Origin of the sequence: Lacticaseibacillus salsurivasis (assembly GCF_036246225.1) — a bacterium.
Taxonomy (GTDB): Bacteria; Bacillota; Bacilli; order Lactobacillales; family Lactobacillaceae; genus Lacticaseibacillus; species Lacticaseibacillus salsurivasis.
This window is the reverse complement of the sequence record NZ_BTTP01000007.1, coordinates 61198-80019: the sequence shown is the minus strand read 5'-3', so window position 1 is coordinate 80019 and position 18822 is coordinate 61198. Positions and strand designations below refer to the sequence as shown.

15 protein-coding genes and 1 other annotated feature (1 of these 16 only partly in view) are annotated in these 18822 nt (G+C 54.4%); of the genes, 10 read left to right on the top strand and 5 right to left on the bottom strand.

Going from position 1 to position 18822, the window contains the following annotated elements:
- Positions 1–19 precede the first annotated feature (19 nt).
- The 6 genes from AAA927_RS06945 (at position 20) to AAA927_RS06920 (ending at position 5463) form a co-directional block, all read left to right on the top strand.
- Entirely contained in the window at positions 20–925 is a 906-nt protein-coding gene (locus tag AAA927_RS06945; protein WP_338216961.1) for a proline-specific peptidase family protein, read from the top strand.
- A gap of 65 nt (positions 926–990) precedes the next feature.
- On the top strand, positions 991–1830 hold the full coding sequence (locus AAA927_RS06940) for an aminoglycoside 6-adenylyltransferase (RefSeq protein WP_338216959.1): 840 nt from the start codon (positions 991–993) through the stop codon (positions 1828–1830).
- Between the two features lie 388 nt (positions 1831–2218).
- On the top strand, positions 2219–2881 hold the full coding sequence (locus AAA927_RS06935) for a histidine phosphatase family protein (protein WP_125580006.1): 663 nt from the start codon (positions 2219–2221) through the stop codon (positions 2879–2881).
- A 10-nt stretch (positions 2882–2891) separates the two neighbouring features.
- On the top strand, positions 2892–3446 hold the full coding sequence (locus AAA927_RS06930) for a TetR/AcrR family transcriptional regulator C-terminal domain-containing protein (protein WP_338216955.1): 555 nt from the start codon (positions 2892–2894) through the stop codon (positions 3444–3446).
- A 148-nt stretch (positions 3447–3594) separates the two neighbouring features.
- Entirely contained in the window at positions 3595–3738 is a 144-nt protein-coding gene (locus tag AAA927_RS06925; RefSeq protein ID WP_164507849.1) for a hypothetical protein, read from the top strand.
- Between the two features lie 30 nt (positions 3739–3768).
- Entirely contained in the window at positions 3769–5463 is a 1695-nt protein-coding gene (locus AAA927_RS06920) for an oleate hydratase (protein ID WP_338216954.1), read from the top strand.
- Positions 5464–5540: 77 nt separating this feature from the next.
- Here AAA927_RS06920 and AAA927_RS06915 read toward each other — a convergent pair whose 3' ends face one another.
- The 3 genes from AAA927_RS06915 to AAA927_RS06905 all read right to left on the bottom strand — a co-directional run bounded on the left by AAA927_RS06915 (position 5541) and on the right by AAA927_RS06905 (position 8903).
- Positions 5541–6065, bottom strand: coding sequence for a hypothetical protein (locus tag AAA927_RS06915; RefSeq protein WP_338216948.1), 525 nt, complete (start codon positions 6063–6065; stop codon positions 5541–5543).
- 256 nt (positions 6066–6321) lie between these two features.
- Positions 6322–8133, bottom strand: a complete 1812-nt coding sequence (locus AAA927_RS06910; protein WP_338216946.1) for an FtsX-like permease family protein — start codon at positions 8131–8133, stop codon at positions 6322–6324.
- Positions 8134–8144: 11 nt separating this feature from the next.
- A complete protein-coding gene (locus tag AAA927_RS06905) occupies positions 8145–8903 on the bottom strand; it encodes an ABC transporter ATP-binding protein (RefSeq protein ID WP_338216944.1) in 759 nt (252 codons plus the stop codon).
- Positions 8904–9214: 311 nt separating this feature from the next.
- Between AAA927_RS06905 and AAA927_RS06900 the strand changes: the two genes are divergently transcribed.
- Together AAA927_RS06900 and AAA927_RS06895 are read left to right on the top strand one after the other, a co-directional pair.
- The gene (locus AAA927_RS06900) at positions 9215–10858 is read left to right on the top strand and encodes an APC family permease (RefSeq protein ID WP_338216942.1); all 1644 of its coding nucleotides are present in this window, start codon (positions 9215–9217) and stop codon (positions 10856–10858) included.
- 153 nt (positions 10859–11011) lie between these two features.
- Positions 11012–12661 (top strand): APC family permease, encoded by a 1650-nt coding sequence (locus AAA927_RS06895; RefSeq protein ID WP_338216940.1) that lies wholly within the window; start codon positions 11012–11014, stop codon positions 12659–12661.
- 302 nt (positions 12662–12963) lie between these two features.
- On the opposite strand, the gene AAA927_RS06890 is transcribed toward AAA927_RS06895, so the two are convergent.
- The gene (locus AAA927_RS06890; protein ID WP_338216939.1) at positions 12964–14058 is read right to left on the bottom strand and encodes a DUF871 domain-containing protein; all 1095 of its coding nucleotides are present in this window, start codon (positions 14056–14058) and stop codon (positions 12964–12966) included.
- A gap of 294 nt (positions 14059–14352) precedes the next feature.
- On the opposite strand from AAA927_RS06890, the gene AAA927_RS06885 reads away from it, so the two are divergent.
- Both AAA927_RS06885 and hflX read left to right on the top strand, forming a co-directional pair.
- Positions 14353–15267 carry a diacylglycerol/lipid kinase family protein gene (locus AAA927_RS06885; protein WP_338216937.1) on the top strand — a complete coding sequence of 305 codons (915 nt, stop codon included), beginning with the start codon at positions 14353–14355 and terminating at the stop codon, positions 15265–15267.
- A gap of 562 nt (positions 15268–15829) precedes the next feature.
- On the top strand, positions 15830–17107 hold the full coding sequence (gene hflX / locus AAA927_RS06880) for a GTPase HflX (RefSeq protein WP_338216935.1): 1278 nt from the start codon (positions 15830–15832) through the stop codon (positions 17105–17107).
- 60 nt (positions 17108–17167) lie between these two features.
- On the opposite strand, the gene brnQ is transcribed toward hflX, so the two are convergent.
- Entirely contained in the window at positions 17168–18553 is a 1386-nt protein-coding gene (brnQ, locus tag AAA927_RS06875) for a branched-chain amino acid transport system II carrier protein (RefSeq protein ID WP_338216933.1), read from the bottom strand.
- A 59-nt stretch (positions 18554–18612) separates the two neighbouring features.
- Positions 18613–18822: a binding site (T-box leader), on the bottom strand (it continues 24 nt past the right edge of the window).

The following is an 18822-nucleotide window of genomic DNA, read 5'->3' as shown; positions in this document are numbered from 1 at the left end:
ATGAAATGCGGTGACCAACATGAAGCAAGGAACCACGATTTTAACGCTTGATAACGGCTACCACCTTTGGACCAACACACAAGGCGAAGGCGACATTCATTTGCTTTGCTTGCATGGCGGCCCTGGCGGCAACCACGAATACTGGGAAAACTTCGGCGAAGAACTCGCCGACCTTGGCGTCCAGGTCCACATGTACGACCAGCTGGGCAGTTTTTACTCCGACCAGCCCGACTATTCCGACCCAGAAATTGCGGCCAAGTACCTGACCACGGATTATTTCCTGGGTGAAGTTGAAGAAGTGCGCCAAAAGCTTGGCTTAGACCATTTTTACCTGATCGGCCAAAGCTGGGGCGGTGCGTTAACGCAGCTTTACGCCCTCAAGTACGGCGAACACCTGAAAGGCGCCATCATCTCGTCCATGATCGACAACATCGACGAATATGTTGAACACATCAATCTCGTGCGCGAAGAGGCGCTGCCGCCTTCCGCTGTGGCTTACATGAAAAAGGTCGAAGCTGAAGGTAACTGGAAAGATCCGAAGTACCAAGGCTTTGTCGATATTTTGAACAAAGGCTACGTCGACCGCAAGCAGCCACCGGCCATCTCTCACCTGATTGATACCACCGGCACCGCGGTTTACAACGCCTTCCAAGGCGACAATGAATTCGTTGTCACCGGCAAGCTTAAGGATTGGGACATTCGCGACCAAATCCACAACATCACCGTGCCAACCTTGCTGACCTTTGGGGAACATGAAACCATTCCAATGCGCTCAGCGCAACGCATGGCCGAAGTAATTCCGCATGCCCGCCTCGTCACCACGCCAGATGGCGGTCATCACCACATGATCGACAACGCACCAGTTTACTTCGCCCACCTGAAGCAATTCATCCAGGACGTCGAAACCGGTAACTTTAACGATTAATCCGATTAGCCAACTTAGCGGCCCCTGCTGTTAAGTTGGCTATTTTTAAACCTTGGAGGATGCTCATGACCGATTTACAAACCCTCATTGCCTTGGCCGCGAAGAATCCCAATATCGTGGCCATCGGCACAGAAGGCTCAAGCAATAACCCGACACTTCAACCAGACGCCTGGACGGACCTTGATGTCACCTTATTTTGCCAGGATCCCGCCCGAGAAAATGGTGCCACTTGGATCAAGGCCCTTGGCGAACCAACGTTGGTGCAACACCTCACCCATCAGCAACTCTTTAACGCCTCTGCCCGCTGGGAATGCTGGCTCACCCGCTACCCCGGCACGCGGCGGGTAGATTTCAAGCTCGCCCCAGCTGAAGACATGCCCGCGTACCTCGCCGGCGACCACCTCAATGGTATCGTCTGGCGTCAAGGCCAACCGGTCGACCCACCGACCACCGACGCCGGCAGTCATTTTCTCCCTGTACCCAGTCAAGCGGCCTATGACGCCACCGTCAACGAGCTGGTGTGGATCGCCGGCAATGTGGTCAAAGGCCTCGGCCGGCGTAATCTCCTCTACGCCAATGAACAATTCAACCAACACCTGCGCCCGCAACTCCTGCTTCTGCTGGCTTATCGCGAAACTATTCACGACCACGGCCAATTCGACCCTGGCGTGAACGGCAAAAACCTCTGGCCGCGGCTAACCGCCAACGAAAAGCAAATGCTCGCTGCCACGTACAACCAGGCCACACTGCAAGCGACTCGAGCCAGTCTGACCCAACTGCTCACTTTCGCTGACCAGCTGATCGAAGCTTTTGGCCAAGCTGGCCAGTTGGTTCGACCTGACTGGCTGAACCGCGCCGAGAAACAACTGCAAGACTGGCTTAAAGATGACAGTCTGTTTGCTTAACCAGCCAGCGCACGGTTAGTGTAGTCGAAAGCGCTACTGTTATCGAGCGGGTGGCGGTGAGGGGGTGGAGCTTGGGGCGTGCGGCCAGCAGTGAAACGAAGAGGACTAGTCAGACTGTGGTTTTCAGGCTGACCAGTCCTCTTCGCGGCAAAGTTGAAGACAGCATCGAGCAAAGCGAGGCTGGCTCCAACTTTAGGCCCGAGACCGGTTTTCGGCTCGGACCGGCCGCACAGCAGGCCGCGCGCCCCAGGCGGAGCCCCCTCACCGTCGCCCGCGGCCGCACAGCCAGCACTCCCTCCAAACGGAGCCCCCTCGCCGCAACCCACGGTCCCGAATCCAGAACAAGAATGTGCTAAACTAGAGGTAACAAAACGCGGAGGTAAGCACAATGAAAACGGTCACGGTTTACATGGTTCGCCACGGCCAAACGTGGTTCAACAAATTCAACAAAATGCAAGGCTGGTCCGACTCGCCGCTCACCGACAAAGGCATCGCCGATGGCAAGCGCGCCGGCCAGGCCTTGCGCCACATCACCTTCACCCACGCTTACTGCAGCGACACCACGCGCGCCACGCGCACCGCGGAATTCGTGTTGGAAAAGAACTTCAACAGCCCGGTGCAGCTCACCGCCACCCCGTTATTCCGCGAGCAATTCTACGGCTATTTTGAAGGCGAAGATTCACCGAAGACGTGGTACGCAGTCGGCGCTCCGCACGGCGCCAACACCTTCAAGGAATTGATTGAAAAATTCGGCGTCGATGCGTCTAAAGATTTCATGCACGAGGCCGACCCCTTCCATGACGCCGAAAACGCGCTGACCTACTGGAATCGTCTGCAGAAAGGCTTCAAGCTCCTGCGGGATGAAAACCAAAACGGCGACAACGTGCTTCTCGTCACCCATGGCACCACCATTCGCAGCATCATCGACAAGTTCGGCAAACCGGATGGTTGGACCGTCACTGACAGCCCGCGCAACGGCTCGATTTCGCGCATCGCCCTCACCGATGAAGGCATCAAGGTGCTCGGCTACAACGAACTCACCCTCGTTTAGGGAGGCCCTCATGGCAACTGACACCAAAGCAGTGCTCGCCCGCACCTTGCGCGATATGATGGCCACCACCGCGCTGGATCACATCACCATCAGTGCGCTCACCGCCAAAGCTGGCGTGACCCGGAACACCTTTTACTACCACTTCGAGGACATTTACTCGCTGCTGGCCTGGATTTACGACCAAGAAATCGTGACCCAAATGGCCAAGTATGCCCAGATCACCGAATGGCAAAAAGCTTACCGGGTGTTGCTGGACTACATTGATGATAACCGCAGCTTTTGTATTGCTTCCTTCCACTCGGTAGCGCGCGACTTGCTGGAGCAGCTGCTAGCGACCGTTGCCGACGCCCTAGTGCGTTCGGTGGTCAAGGACGCCGACCCATCGCTACCCAAGCCGTTGACCGATGACATCTGCAACTTCTTCGGCCTGGCGATTGTGGCCCAGGTCATTCAGTGGCTGATGGAGGGCATGACCGTGCCGAAAAAGACCTTGGTGCATCGCGCCGACATCATGCTCACCGGCGCCGTCCAAAACGCCATTCACAATGCGCAAACACTAGGTTAACCAAACCGCGCCGGCTGGGGCGGTTTTTCTTTGCGCCAGCCAGAAATCATACCATTCCTTAAGCATTTTTTGGGCAACTCCCGCAGGTTGCCCATTTTTTTGCATGCGTTTTCTTTCTACACTTAAAACGTAAAGAAAGGTGGTCTGAATGATGAAAAAAACACACACGCTCCTCACCCTAGGTTTAATCGTTGGCGCCGCAGTTGGGGCAACGGTTTACACCTTGAAGAAAATGGACTGGTGGCACGATGACGCCAAAGACTACGCGATTTTCGAATCGCAGCGCGACTAGGCATTCGGCTTAAGGAAAGAAGGCTTTTTGATGATTAAACACAAAGCAATTATGATTGGCGCGGGCTTGGCCAACATGGCCGCGGCCATCTATCTGATTCAGGAAGGCAAATGGGATGGCAGTGCCATCACCTTCTACAGCCTGGACGATCACGGCTCTAACGACGGCAGCGCAGCTACTGAGCAAGCCGCCGACTACTGGAACAAGGAACACCCCGTGGAAAACAGCCAAGGCTTCGTTGCGCGTGGCGGCCGGATGCTGAACTACCGGACTTATGTGGATCTGATGGACCTGCTGAGCCGGGTACAATCCGTCACCGAACCAGGCATGACCGCAGCGGAAGATACGCGCGATTTTGATGCTAAGCACCGCACCTTCGATAAGGCGCGCCTGCTGCGCCGCGGCGATGGCATTTTGAACGCCGGCAAGTTGGGCTTGAATAATCAGGATCGCATGCTGCTGACGAAACTGGTGATGATGCCGGATAAGGATGAAGAACAGCTGAACAATGTGTCCATCGCCGACTACTTCAAGGACGATCCGCACATGTTCACCACCAACTTCTGGTACATGTGGGAAACCACCTTCGCCTTCCGCACTGCCAGCTCCGCGCAGGAACTGCGGCGCTACATGCACATGATGTTGTACGAATTCACCCAGATTGAGCATCTGGTGGGCGTTAACCGCACCCGTTACAACCAGTACGAAAGCATCATGTTGCCTTTGATCAAGTATCTGCAAGACCAAGGCGTCAACATTATTTTGGATAAAATCGTCTCCGATTGGACCTTCAAGGACTCCAAGATGCAAGACGAAATCACCGTCACTGGCTTGGAAGTCACCGATGCCAACTCCGGTGAAGTGGAAAACGTGGCCGTTGACGACGATACGGCAGTGATTTTCACCAATGGTTCCATCACCGACTCAGCCACGCTGGGCGACTTCAACACGCCAGCACCAGAGCACATGGACTATGGCATCGCGGCGTCCCTGTGGAAGAAGGCTGCAGCTCACTTCTACAACCTGGGCGATCCGGACAAGTTCTTCGCCGATCGCGATGCGTCCGAATGGGTCAGCTTCACTTTGACCACCAAGGACCATGTGCTGCTGAATGAAATCACTCGTATCACCACGCAGGTACCAGGCAACGCCTTGAACTCCTTCTTGAGCACGGCGCCGATCACGCCGCTGGGCCAGCCTGACGTCAACATGTCCATCGTGGTGCACCACCAGCCGCACTTCACCACCCAAAAGCCAAACGAAAGTGTCATTTGGGGCTACTTCCTGTATCCACGGCGCACCGGTGAATTTGTGCCGAAGCCGTACATCGAAATGACCGGGGAAGAAATGCTCAAGGAACTGCTTGGTCAGCTGAGCATGGTCGATCCTGGCCCAGTCAACATCAAGACTAAGACCGACGCGATCATGGACTCTGTGATCAACTGCATCCCGGTTTACATGCCATATGCTTCCGCCTTGTTCAACAACCGGGCCAAGTCCGACCGGCCGCTGGTGATTCCGGCACACTCAACCAACTTGGCCTTCACCGGTGAATTCGTTGAGCAGCCTTACCAAATGGTCTTTACCGAGCAAAGTGCTGTCCGTTCCGGCGAAATCGCCGCGTACCACTTCGCCGGCATTCCAATGAGTCATTTGGTGGACACGCCGCGCTACGATAAGGATATTCCAACCTTGCTGCGGGCCACCAAGAAGATGTTTGAATAAGCTTTCACCTGCCGCGTCGTCAAGGCGCGGCTTTTGATTCAAAAACCGCCGCTGGGCTTCAGCGGCGGTTGCTTGGTTTATAGGAATTGAGGATGGAACTTGAAGCTGATTTCAGGATCGGGCGCGGTATCCGTCAGCTGCACGTGGAAGACGTTCTGCCGATCGAATTTCTTCAGGCCGGAAGCGATGAAGATATAGGTATCCTTCACGTTCAATTCCAGCTGAATGGTTTCGCCATTTTCAATCGGGCAGCAAGCGGCATAACCGTTAATCATCACATACACCGTGCTGGCGAGGCGATTTTTCTCGCGGGTAATGGTCAGCGTGTGTGGCGCCGCCAAGCGTTCAGCTACGGCTGCCTCATGCGGAATGGCTTCAAAGCGGCGCCCACATTCGAGACACTGTAGCTCTGCCGGCCGGTACAGCACCGGCTGCACGGAGTTGTCCGCCATCACCATTTTCATCCGCAATTTTTTATGCGCTAATTTCACCGGAACAAATTGCGTGCTTTCACAATGCGGGCAATGCAACCCCGCCAAACTTGGGTACGCGATAGTGGCCACTTCTTGGGCCACGGTCCCCAAAGCTTCCTGCTCGATCATGTCTACTCCCCCTGGCGCCGCGGACTGGCGTGACACCATTGATTTACTATGAATCATTCAGCAGAGCTAGGCTACCTGTCGGCTCAAGACCGCCTTTCGGCACCGCCCCCGCTTTTAAAAACGAGAGCTAGAATACCGCGCAGGGCATGGCTTGTCAAGCGGTCTTGACACACATTCAGCCAATCGTTGCTACAACAGCCTTTTAGGCACACAAAAACGCGACTGGCACCGCGGCCAATCGCGTCTCAGCAAAGCATCAATCAGTGGCAATATCTTTTTTCACCACAATCCGTTCGTACAGCCAAACGGTAATCAGGTAATACAGGCCGTACAGGACGATGAAGATGCCAAATGGGATATACAAGTTGTGGTAAGGCTGCTGGATCAGGCCCTTGAACAGCTGCAAGCCGAACAATACATGCACCACGCCGAGCAGGCCAGGGAAGAAGAACAAGGCACCGATTTCTTGGCGAATGGAGCGCCGCAGCAACTGCGGCCGCACGCCGATCTTCTGGAGCATCAGATAGCGCCCTTGATCATAGTTGGCGCCACTGAGAATCTTGAACATCAACGTTGACGCTAGCATCGCCAGGAACGCAATGCCAAGGAAGAAGCCCATGAAGGCCATCCCAGAGAACATCCCATTGATCAAGGTATAATAGGCAAATTTCTGACCCGCTTCATCCGCCGACTTGAAGCCGTTTTGCTTAGCAGTGGTGTTGGCGAGCTTTTCAATGACGTCGTAGTTGGCGCGGAAGTCCGCTACTTGGTATGTTGTCGCCACATGGGTCTTGCCACCAAGCGCGGCGAACTGGGCCGCCGAAGCAACGGTCACGTTCTTACCAAAATCCGCTTTGGTCAAAAATTGCGTCAACTGCTGCGGCGCCATATCAGCCGCCTTGGCAAAATTCTTCGCCGTCACTTTGGTGGGCGTCACGCCGCCCAGGCGATAGGTGGTGACCAAAAGCAGTGGGTTTTTGGCCAACTCCGCGGCATCGAAGTACACGTGCTTTTGATCAGCCTTCAGATGGTAGGCGGTTTGGCTGGTGACCCCAGTCAGTTTTTTGGCTTCAGCCTGGGTGCTGGCAGTGGCGTCCACGGTCACCACATCATAGGTATTTTGCATACTGGCCAAAGTTGGAATGTCGCGTTCAAAACCCATCCCCGTGGTAATCGCGCCTAGCGCCAAAGCGAACAGAATGGACACGACCGCCAAAATCTTGGTGTAATCACGAATGCGGAAGCTCAACTGACTCAAGGTGAAGGTGCGCAGGTTTTTGGCCGCGAAGCGTTGATTTTTCTTGAGCAAGCCAATCAGCCACACCAAGAGTGAGTTGAACAGGAAATACGAGCCCAGGACGATGGTCACTAACGCTAGAGCTAAGCCGGCCATTTGCAAGGTATTAAGCTGTTGCATCGCCCAGTAGCCAATCCCCAAGAGGACCAGGGCCAAAATGGCTTGCAAGGTCAGACGCAGCGGCTTGAGTTGAAGGCGGTTAGGCGTTTGCGCCGCGTGCAGCAGCGACAGCACCGGAGTCTTGAGTAAGTTGTGCGCGTTGACGAACGCCGCCACCACAAACATCAACACGAAAAAAGCAAAGGTGGCAAGCAAAGCCGGCAACCACAGCGCCGCAAAGTGCGTTGCCGGGGCATGTAGTTGGGCCATCAGGAGCTGCCCGACCAAACTAGTCAAGCCAACGCCCACCACGACGCCCACTGCCGCGGCCAAAATACCGACCGTGACGGTTTCAATGAAAATCAGTTGGGCGATTTTGCGGCTTTTGGCCCCCAGCATCATAAACATCGCGTAGTCGCGCTGGCGCATACTCATCAGAAACGAGTTCGCGTACACAATATAAACGGTGGTGATGATAATCAGCAGCACTTCGCCAAGCCCGAAGATAACCGAGGTCATCCCCACCGCTGAGTTTTGACTCAAGAAGTCCTTGTTGGTGGCCAAGGCCATGAACATGTAAAACACCGCACTGGCGATGACTAAGCCGGAAAACAGGACCGCATAGTCACGAAAGCGAGATTTGATCCCGCCTAAAGCTAATTTACGTAACATTGAGATCCTCCTTACTGCTGAAAGGTGCCGAGCGTGGTCAGGATTTCCTGATAGAACTGCTCTTGCGTCTTATCGCCGTGCACCAATTCCTGCCCGATTTGGCCATCTTTAATGAACAAAATGCGCTGGGCGTAGCTGGCAGAGAACGGATCATGGGTGACCAGCAAAATCGACACGTGCTCTTGCTCATTCAAGTGCTTCATCGTGTTCAACAGCTCGCGGGCGGATTGCGAGTCCAAGGCGCCGGTGGGTTCATCCCCGAACAAAATCGCCGGCTGTTGCACTAGCGCCCGCGCCGCCGCCACCCGCTGCTTTTGGCCGCCAGACAGTTCGGTCGGATAGTGATCCAGCACGCCTTCGATGCCCAGCGTGGTGGCAATTTTGTCCACCGCCGCCTGCTGCTGTTTGTGACTCACGTTTTGCAGCGCCATCGGCAAGGCGATGTTTTCGCGGGCAGTCAGATTTTCCAGCAAGTTGAAGTCTTGGAAGATAAAGCCGACTTGCTGGGCGCGAAAATCAGACAGTTGGTTACCTTTCAGCCCGGTAACATCCTTGCCGTTGATGGCGACGCTGCCAGCAGTGGGCCGATCGAGCGTACTCAAGATGTTAAGTAAGGTGGTTTTCCCGGAACCAGAAGCCCCCATAATGCCCACGAATTCCCCGGGTTGCACGTCGAAGGTCACGCCTTTTAGGGCCTGATATTGTTTCTCGCCGGCTTTCCCATAGATTTTCGTCACGTCATGGACACTGACGACTGGTTGCTGTGTCATAATGATTTCCTCCATTTGCTTCCGGCCGCAGCCGGTTTGTCTATGCATCTATGTTACCCTACCGCTGCCGTTTGCGACCTAACGAATGGCCAGTTTGAGCTAACAGCTTTGTAAGGCATTTAACCAAATCGCAAACTTTTTTCAGAAAATCGCTAGACCTGACCGTAGATTCAGTTAAAATGGCTAATAGTGCCATTATTTTTCACTGCACACTCGCGACAGTCTGCGCAGCGGTTAGGAGTCCGTCATGCTACGCAACAAAGCCCCGGGCCTTAAGTCATTGGCTGTTTCAATTGACTTAAGGAGAAAAAATGCAAACTGAAAATGAAAAATCGCACTACATTCCCTGGTTCATCATTGGCCTGATGGACTTCGTGACCGTCATTGGCTTCGACGATATTATTTACAACTTCCGTAATCAAGGCCTGGTGGCGCTGTTCACTTGGGTCCTGATGACCTTCTTTTACGTGATTCCTTACAACTTGATTGTGGCGGACATGGGCTCGACCTTCTCGGAAGAAGGCGGCGGCATCACTTCCTGGATGCGCCAAACCAACGGCGATACCGTGGGCTATTTTGCCGGCTGGTTCTATTGGATCACCGAACTGCCTTACGTGGTGGATGTGGCCAACTCAGTCATCATTTCCGCCGGCTGGATTCTCAACGGCGATGGCAACATTCAATCACACATGGGCAACGCCTGGTTCGGTATTTTGTCCGCGTTCGTCTTCGTGGTCTTCATCTGGCTGGAGCACTTGTTCAAAAACAAGAGCCTGGAAGTGATGTCCACCATCGGCGGCATTGCCATGTTCGGCATGACGGTGCTGTTCGTCATCATGACCTTCGTGGGCTTGAAACAAGGCCGCGCCATTGCGACCCATCCCTTCAGCCTGCAAGCCTTCATGCCCAAGCACTTCTGGAGTTTCCGCTTTCTGTCCACGTTCGGCCTGTTCGTCTTTGCGATGAACGGTTCCGAAATGGCGGCGCCTTACACGGGCAACATGAAGCACCCGAGCCGCGACTTCCCAAAGGCGCTCAAGATGATTGCCATCATGACGATGTTTTTAACCTTGTTCGGCACTTTCTCGTTGGGGGTTTACTTCAACGCTCACAACTTGCCCAATGATTTGAAAATGAATGGGAACTACTACGCGTTCCAGCTGATTGGTCATCAATTTGGGCTCGGCAATATTCTGCTGTATACCTTCACAGTCACTCAGCTGCTGTACGACCTGGCGCAATTGGCGATTTTGCTGGATGGCTCGACCCGGATTTTCCTGGCCGATGTCAACAAGCGCTTCTTACCGAAACAGCTCACCAAAATCAACGCCGATGGCCTGCCGATCAACGGCTACTGGCTGACCACCGCGATTTGCGGCATCATCATGGCGCTGGGCGGCCTGTTGCCGAAGATCAACGACATCTTCAACTGGCTGCTTGATTTGAACGGCATTGTCTCACCCTTTGCCACCTGTTTCTTGTTCTGGTCCTTCATGATGCTGCGGCGCCATGCTAAGGACTTTCCGACGCCGGATTATACTTATATCAAATCTGACCGGGCTGGTTTCCTGGTGGGCCTGTGGATGTTCAGTGTCACCTTTATCCTAGCGGTGATGGGCTTCTTCCCGACTGACTCGGATCCCAAAACCTTCATCACCATGTTGTCGCTGAACTTCGCCGTGCCAGCTGGCATGATTATCCTCGGCTTCATGATGCCGTGGTTGGCCAAACGCCAGCAAATCAACGGCGTCGCATTCGGGCCGCGGGCTTGGGAAGTGATCACGGTGCTGTTGGCCATTGGCTTGATGGCCGCCACCACTTATGGCATTAACTTCCGCCTGTTCCCACACATCGCAGGCGGGGAAAAGGTGCTGCTGATTGTGTTGGCCGACGCGGCCATGCTGGGCTTAACGCTGCTGGTGACCCGGCACGGGCGCAAAGGCATTACGGCTTAACTGCTGCTCAAGCTTTAATCCCGACTCTGGTGAGCCGGGATTTTTTAGCTTGGGGGCTTTTCCTGAAAACAGCCCTGGTGTAAAATGGTAAAGATTTTTTAAAGGCGGTGGCGTCTGGCCGCCGCATTCGATTGAAACTTGGAGGAAACCTGCATGAAAACACCTGACGAGCAGAAACAATATATCCCTTGGGTCGTGGTTGGCCTGATGGATTTCGTCACCGTTATTGGCTTCGATGATATTATTTATAATTTCCAAAATCAGGGCCTCGTCGCTGTCACCTCATGGGTGCTGATGACCTTCCTGTATGTCATTCCGTACAACTTGATTGTGGCGCACATGGGCTCCACCTTCTCCGAACATGGCGGCGGCATCACGTCCTGGATGCGCCAAACCAACGGCGATACCGTGGGTTATTTTGCCGCTTGGTTCTACTGGATTACGGGCTTGCCTTACGTGGTCGATGTGGCCAACTCCGTGGTCATTTCCTTCGGCTGGATTTGGAAAGGCAATGGCAACATTCAGGAGAACTTGGGCAATGCTTGGTTCGGCATTTTGACCGCGGTCATCTTCGTGATTTTCATCTGGCTTCAGCATTTCTTCAAGAACAAGAGTCTGGAAGTCATGTCCACCATTGGCGGCGCCGCGATGTTCATCATGACCGTGCTGTTCGTGGTGATGACTTTTGTCGGCTTGGCCAAAGGCGATCCGATTGCGACCCATCCCTTCAACCTGAAGGCCTTCATGCCGAAAGACTTCCTCAGCCTCAGCTTCCTGTCGACGTTCGGCTTGTTCGTCTTTGCGATGAACGGCTCGGAATTAGCGGCGCCGTACACGGCGGATATGAAGCATCCGGCCAAGGATTTCCCAAAGGCGCTGAAAATGATTGCCATCATGACGATGTTTCTCACCTTGCTCGGCACCTTCTCCTTGGGCGTGTACTTCAATGCCCACCACCTGCCGAATGACCTGAAGATGAACGGTTCTTACTACGCGTTCTTGGCGATTGGGGAACAATTCGGCTTGGGTAAAGGTCTGATGTATCTCTTCGCCGTGGTGCAAGGCATCTACATGCTGGCGCAACTGGCCGTGATTTTGGACGCCTCCACCCGCGTCTTCCTCTCTGATGTGGCTAAGCGGTTCATGCCGCGCCAGCTCACCAAGAAGAACTCCGACGGCCTACCGATTAACGGCTACTGGATGACCACCATTTTATGTGCGGTCATCATGGCCCTGGGTGGCTTGCTGCCGCAGATCAACGACATTTTTAACTGGCTGCTCAATCTGAACGGCATCGTGTCCCCGGCTTCCACTTGCTTCTTATTCTGGTCATACCTCATGGTGCGCCTGCATCAAGACCGCTTCCCGAAGCCGGCTTATACCTTCCTGAAAAACCGCACCGTCGGCATCGTCGTCGGCGCCTGGATGCTGGGCATTACCGCGGTGCTGGCGGTGCTGGGCTTCTTCCCGACTGATGCCTCGGCGGATATCTTCGCCTTGGAATTGACGCTGAACATTTTGGTTCCGATCGGCATGATCGTGCTCGGATTCATGATGCCATGGATTGCCAAGCGACAGAACCAACAAAACGGCAATGCCTTCAGCCCCACCACTTGGCTGGGGTTGACGGTGGTGATCACCGTCCTACTCTTGGGGCTGGTGAGCTACGGGATGGCTACCAACTTGCTGGTCCACGCCGCCCCCCTGCTCAAATGGGGCGCCATCATCGTGGTCGATGCTGCTTTGCTCTTTGTCACTTTGTCAGCGACGCGCAATGGCCGCCGCGGCATCACTGAAGACTAAACCACACGCAAACGGGAGTGCCGAGGCACTCCCGTTTTTGGTTGCAGATGAAGAAGGTTAACGCGTTGCGCGCACTTGCCGTCGGCGCAAGACGGCCACCGTCGCAATGGCGAGCATACCCGCAGCTACCGATGCCGCGATGGGATAGATGTTTGACATGAGCAACACCTCTTTTCTTGTATGGTGTTAGTATGCCAAGCAGATACGAATAGAATGTGAAGGCTAACCAGTAAAATAATGACCATTCTGGCGTTTTTCTGAGCCGCACGAAAAAAGGCCCGCCAAGCGGACCTTCACGCCAACTAGTGATTGGCTTTGACCAGCCGGAACCCAGCCCATGGCCTAAGGCTCTGCAGTAGGAACATTTCCTCAGGGACAATTCGGCCCACGACATTGACGCGGCCGTCATTGACCATTGGCTTCAGCGCAATCTGCAAGCCGCCAGCATACCGGTCATAACCCACATTATCGATCAAAAGGTCGCCTGCTTTGATGGGCTCGGTGTGATGCGCCGGAAAATCGCTGGCCGGCTGCTTGCCACGTTCGTTGGTGCTGCGAATTTGGTAAGCACTGTGATCGCCGCGATAAGTCTGCCCTTCAGCAAACACCACCGCTTCTTCCGCTGGCGAAATCCCCGGCGTAAGTTCGACATGAATGCCTGGCGCCGGTGCATTAAATTCATCCGCTGCCGCCTTAAGCTCTGCCTCGCTGGCATAGGCATTGGCAATGAGCAAATCATCAATCGTATCCAGCATCTTGTAGTGGGCGACCTGGGTTTCAATCGGTAGCGTGCGGTGGTCCTCAATTGTGCACATCCCATCTTGCACCGGCCAAGCGCCAAACGTGCCACTAGGAGCGTTGATAAACGCCGCCGTGTTCAACCGGTACTTGGTGTAAATCGCCGTGGCCTGGTTGAAATAGTCCACACTGAGGCCGGTGTAACGCCGCGGGTAAAAGTTGTGTGACCCCATCAAGTTTTCGCGGTTAGGTGAGAAGGTCATGATATTGTCCACATACGGGGTGCCTTGGGACATATTGATTTCAATTTTCAAGTTGTAAGGGTTACGCGTCATTCGCGCTTCTTCCAGGCCGGAAAAGCCTTCGTCCAGCCGCACGCCATACGCGCCTAATTCATGGAAAAAGCTGAGGTCATCGTAACTGACGCCAAGTTGGGCAAACAACGCCGGGTTCATGTCCACCATGACCTCCATGCCCAATTCATTCGCCTTGCCGATCACACGCTTGAAGTTACCGACCACTTCTTCTTGGTCGCCGTTAATTTGCAGCAGCGACGTAAAGACGCGCTTGTAACCGTATTTTGCGGCTAGTTCGAGGTACGCCGCGTCCTTTTCATAAGTTGAACGTTCTGGATAAACTGAAACGCCTAATTTTTTCATCTACAATCATCCTTTCGCCCCGATTGTAGCACATTGGCCTACACCAATATAGCGGTTTCACGAAATGGTGGGCACTAATCGGCGCGCTAAAACCGTCGACCGCCGCAGTCTTATCAGTCGCGCTACGGCTGGTAAGGCTCGATCCGCCAGCTACACCCTGGGGCCCGAAGCCAAAGACCAGCTTCAAGCCCCAGGGCTAGGCTACCGGTCGAGCTAAAACCACCAGCCTCCGCAGCCTTAAATAACGTGTTACACTGTAGGCAAAACTTATTGTTGCGTTTAGGAGGTAGAAAAATGACATCTTACGCCTTAATCTACAATCCACACGCCGGTCATAATGGCGCCACGGCCGTCGCCGAACATATTGCTCATCGCATCAAAGCCGCTGGGCACACCGTGATCAACAAGCCCACCAGTCACGCTGGTGAAGCCACCGACCTCGCCTACACCGCTCAGGTCGATGTGGTGGTGGCCATTGGCGGCGACGGCACCATCAACGAAGTCGCAGCTGGTCTGGTCAAACGCCGCACGCCGCCGCTCCTCGGCATCATTCCGCAAGGCACGGTCAACAATTTGGCGCGCGTGCTGCATGTCCCCCAACTGGTTGATCTAGCCTTAGTTAATCTACTCGAAGGCAAGCCGCAGCCGCTGGATATCGGCATCGTGAACGACAAGGTGATGATTTCTACCCTCACCTTAGGCGTTTTGGCCAACGCTGCCGTTTCTGTCTCGCAAAAAGAAAAGCAGAAATTCGGTCCTTTCGTCTACCTTGCCCACGGCCTGCACAGTCTCGGCAAGAATCAACACTGGCCGCTGATCATCAAAAGCGCTGGCGAAACCTGGCAGAAGGACACCGCTTTTTTGCTGGTGACCATGACTAATTCGGTTGGCGGCTTTCTTAACTTTGCGCCGCAAGCCAAACCAGACGACGGCTTGTTTCACGTCTTCGTGGCCCCGCGCATGACCTGGCGGCGGACCTTGCTCCTGTTGCCCTACTTCTTAACCGGCAACTTCAGCAAGCTGCCCGGCATGACCTATTTCGCCACGAATGAACTGACCATCACCAGCACTAAGACCAAATTACGCAGCCGCATCGACGGTGACCCCAGCACCAAACTGCCACTGAAGATGCACGTCGCCGCCGGGAAACTACAAGTGCTCATCAAGCCTTCCATCCTCCGCGAATGGGTCAATGGCGACAAAGCCTAAACAGCAAAGTAGCCTGCCCATCGTTGAGTACAACCGCCACCAGGATTAGAAAGTGTAACATCGCTCACTTCTTTGTGGGATCGTCACTCGCGGTGAACTCGAGTCACCTAACCGCTCACCACACTGTAGGGCAGGGCAACCGGAGCAGAAAGGGGCTCGAGGTGTTGTTGTTCTTAGCCAACGGTTTTTGTTGGCTTAGAACAAGCCGCGACTTTGAGACTCGCAGAGGCTCAAAGCGCTGGCCACCACGTTCCAGCCCCTTTCTGCGGAGGTTGCCCTGCCCGAGCTAATTCGCGAGTTGTAGTCGCGCTACCTGTCGGGCTATAATCGGCCTCACTTCGCTGCCTTGGTATTTCCTCGGCAAACATGCTAAACTGAACCTAGATATAGGAAAGGAGCTAACTCGCGATGCGTTTAAAAGTTGTTGCCACGCAGTTAATTGGATAATCAGCGTTTTTTGGCGCGACTTGCGAGTTGGATCTACGGAACCAGGATTATTTGGGGAAGCTGATGGCAGCTTCCCTTCTTTTGTCTTTTTTCAAGGCGCGCCACAGGAGGATTTATGGATCAATTACAACCAGAAAAAGTACTCATCACCGGCATCTCCAAAATGCAGGACAATTTTGACTATTCCATGCAGGAATTGGCGGAACTCGCCAAAGCCAACCACTATGACGTGGTTGGCGAAACTCGACAAAACCTAGACCGAGCCAGTGGCGCCACCTATTTTGGCATCGGGAAAGTCGACGAAATCGCCGAACTGGCCCGCGCCAATGACGCCACCACGGTCTTGGTAAACGACGAGCTCAGCCCATCGCAGCTACGCAACTTGGAAAAGCAAATGAAGCTGCATGTGGTCGACCGCACCCAGCTGATTTTGGAAATCTTCGCCAATCGCGCCGCCAGCAAGTCGGCCAAGGCCCAAGTCGAAATCGCTCAGTTGCAATACGCCTTGCCACGTCTGCATCCCAGTGCCAACAAACTGGATCAGCAAGGCGGCGGTGGGGCAGGCGGCCTGGCCAACCGCGGGGCTGGTGAAACCAAGCTGGAAATGGACCGGCGCGTGCTCAACAAACGCATCGCCCGTTTGCGCCGCGAACTCAAAGAAGCCGACATCGGTGCCGAGGTGCGACGCGCCAAGCGCACCGAAAACAAATTGCCGGTCGTGGCTTTGGTCGGGTACACTAATGCCGGCAAGTCGACGACCATGAACGGCTTGCTGGATCTGTTCGCCGATCACCCGGAAACCAAGCAGGTCTTTGAAAAGGACATGCTGTTTGCCACCCTAGACACCAGCGTGCGTCAGCTAACCTTGCCGGATAATCGCAAATTCTTACTGTCTGACACAGTTGGTTTCGTCTCGAAGTTGCCGCATAACCTAGTCGACTCGTTTAAGGCGACCTTGGCCGAAGCTGCGAATGCCGATTTGCTGATCCAAGTGGTGGATTACCACGACCCGCATTACCCGGAAATGATGAAAGTCACCGAGGACACCTTGCACAGCATCGGCATTGAAAACATTCCGATGATTGAAGCCTATAACAAGGCCGACTTGCGCGAAGACACACGTTTCCCAGAAGAAAACGGCAATCAGCTGATTTACTCAGCCCGCGACCAGGCCTCGCTCCAGCGTTTGACTGAGATGATTACCAGCCGCATTTTCGCCGACTCGCAGGTCAATACGTATCTCATCCCCTTTGCGCAAGGCAGCGTGGTCGATTTTATCAACCGCGAAACCGGCGTCATCGACACTACCTATGAAGAAAATGGCACCCGCATCAAAACCACGGTTAACCCAATTCAAGCTGGCAAATTGCGCCAGTATCTGATTGAAGACTAACATGACAAAAACCAGGTCCTGTCTCACCGTTAAAGCGGTTTGGCAGGACCTGGTTTTGGGTTACTCTTGAATTTCTCTGACCAGTGCGGCGGGCCGCTGCAAGGTGCCAGTTGCTTTTGCTAGCACCAGACCGCATAGAAGCCCTAGCAGCATGAACGGCACAAAATCCATGGCGTACTGATACCAAGGAATAAAGCGCGTCGCCCATCCGGTAACCGCTTGGATCCAAGTCCAGCTCGCCGCGGGCTGAGGCAGCGCATTGAGCGCATCCAGCACTGCCGGAATCACCGTTAGGCCGACAGTAGTTTTGTAAATCAGGCCGTTTTTACCGATGAACGGGTGCAAAAGCCCCAAAATAATCAGCGCAATCGCCAGCGGATACAGCAACATCAACACCGGCGTCGACCAGGCAATGATTTGATTGAGTCCAATATTGGAAATCAGGAAGGCCCCGAAGCAAGTCAGCGGCAAAAAGCGCTTGAACCCAATGTGCGGAAACCGATGGCCCAAGTCCTGCGACAGCGAGGTGACCAGCCCAATCGCCGAGGTCAAACAGGCCAGCACCGTCATCGCCGCCAGCAAGCCGGTGCCAATCAAACCAGTATAGTGCGTCATGATAGCAGTGAACGCCGGACCTCCATTGGCCGTGGTGGCGGTGAACCGCAGCGACAGCACGCCGAGCGCAATCAGCAGCGCGTAGATCATTGCTTCCAGCCCCATCGCCAGTGCCCCCACCTTGGCGACATCCTGGCTGCGGCGCCGCGGCGAGGTAACCCCGAAGAAGCCCAGCGCCGCCACAATCGTCACCCCAAAGCCTAAACCAGCCAACGCATCCATAGTGTTATAACCTTGCAAAAAGCCATTGGTCAACTGACTGCCAGCTGCGGTGGCATGCGTCGCGGCCAGCAACTGCGGGCCATCACCTTTGATGATGAAGGCCGCCGCGAATACCGCACCGAGCAGTAAAAGCAACACCGGATTGAGAAACTTACCCACGTAATCGGTCATTTTGGACGGCTGGCGCGAGAAGAAATAGGTTAAGGCAAAGTAGCCTGCTGAGAACAGCAACAGCGCTAGTTGTAAGTGGTCCTGGCCGATAAAGGGCTGTACCCCCATTTCAAAAGCGACGGTCGCGGTGCGCGGGGTGGCAATTAACAGTCCTAAACTGGCATGGGTGGCCACCAGAAAGAATAAGGCGAACCCTTTCCCCACCGGCCGCGCCAGATGAAACATGGAATCCGATTCAGTCATCGAAATGGCCAAGATGGCCATCAGCGGCAAGCACACGGCGGAAAGCAGAAAACCAACCGTGGCTGGCAGCCAGTTGCCCCCAGCGATTTGACCAAGGTGAATCGGGAAAATTAGATTGCCGGCCCCGAAAAATAAGCCGAACAACATGGAACCTAACACCAGATACTGGCGTTTCGTTAATTTGGGTTGGGTCATATCAGTGCCTCCATTCGAAAATTGCGGGGACGAAAAAAGCGCCCCTAGTAGCTTTAACTACTAAGGGCGCTGAGCGCGGTACCACCTTATCTTGTTAGTTCGTCACCAAACTAACCTCAGAGCGTACGGCCAGAAAACTGGCGATATGCCGTGGCTGTAATGGGCGCACCCAGCCGCGACTCTTCGCCGCGGCGACTCATAGCCTACTTTCGCTGCTTGATCAACACCGTTTCCCACTAACCACGGCTCCCTGAGTTGATGACAGCAAC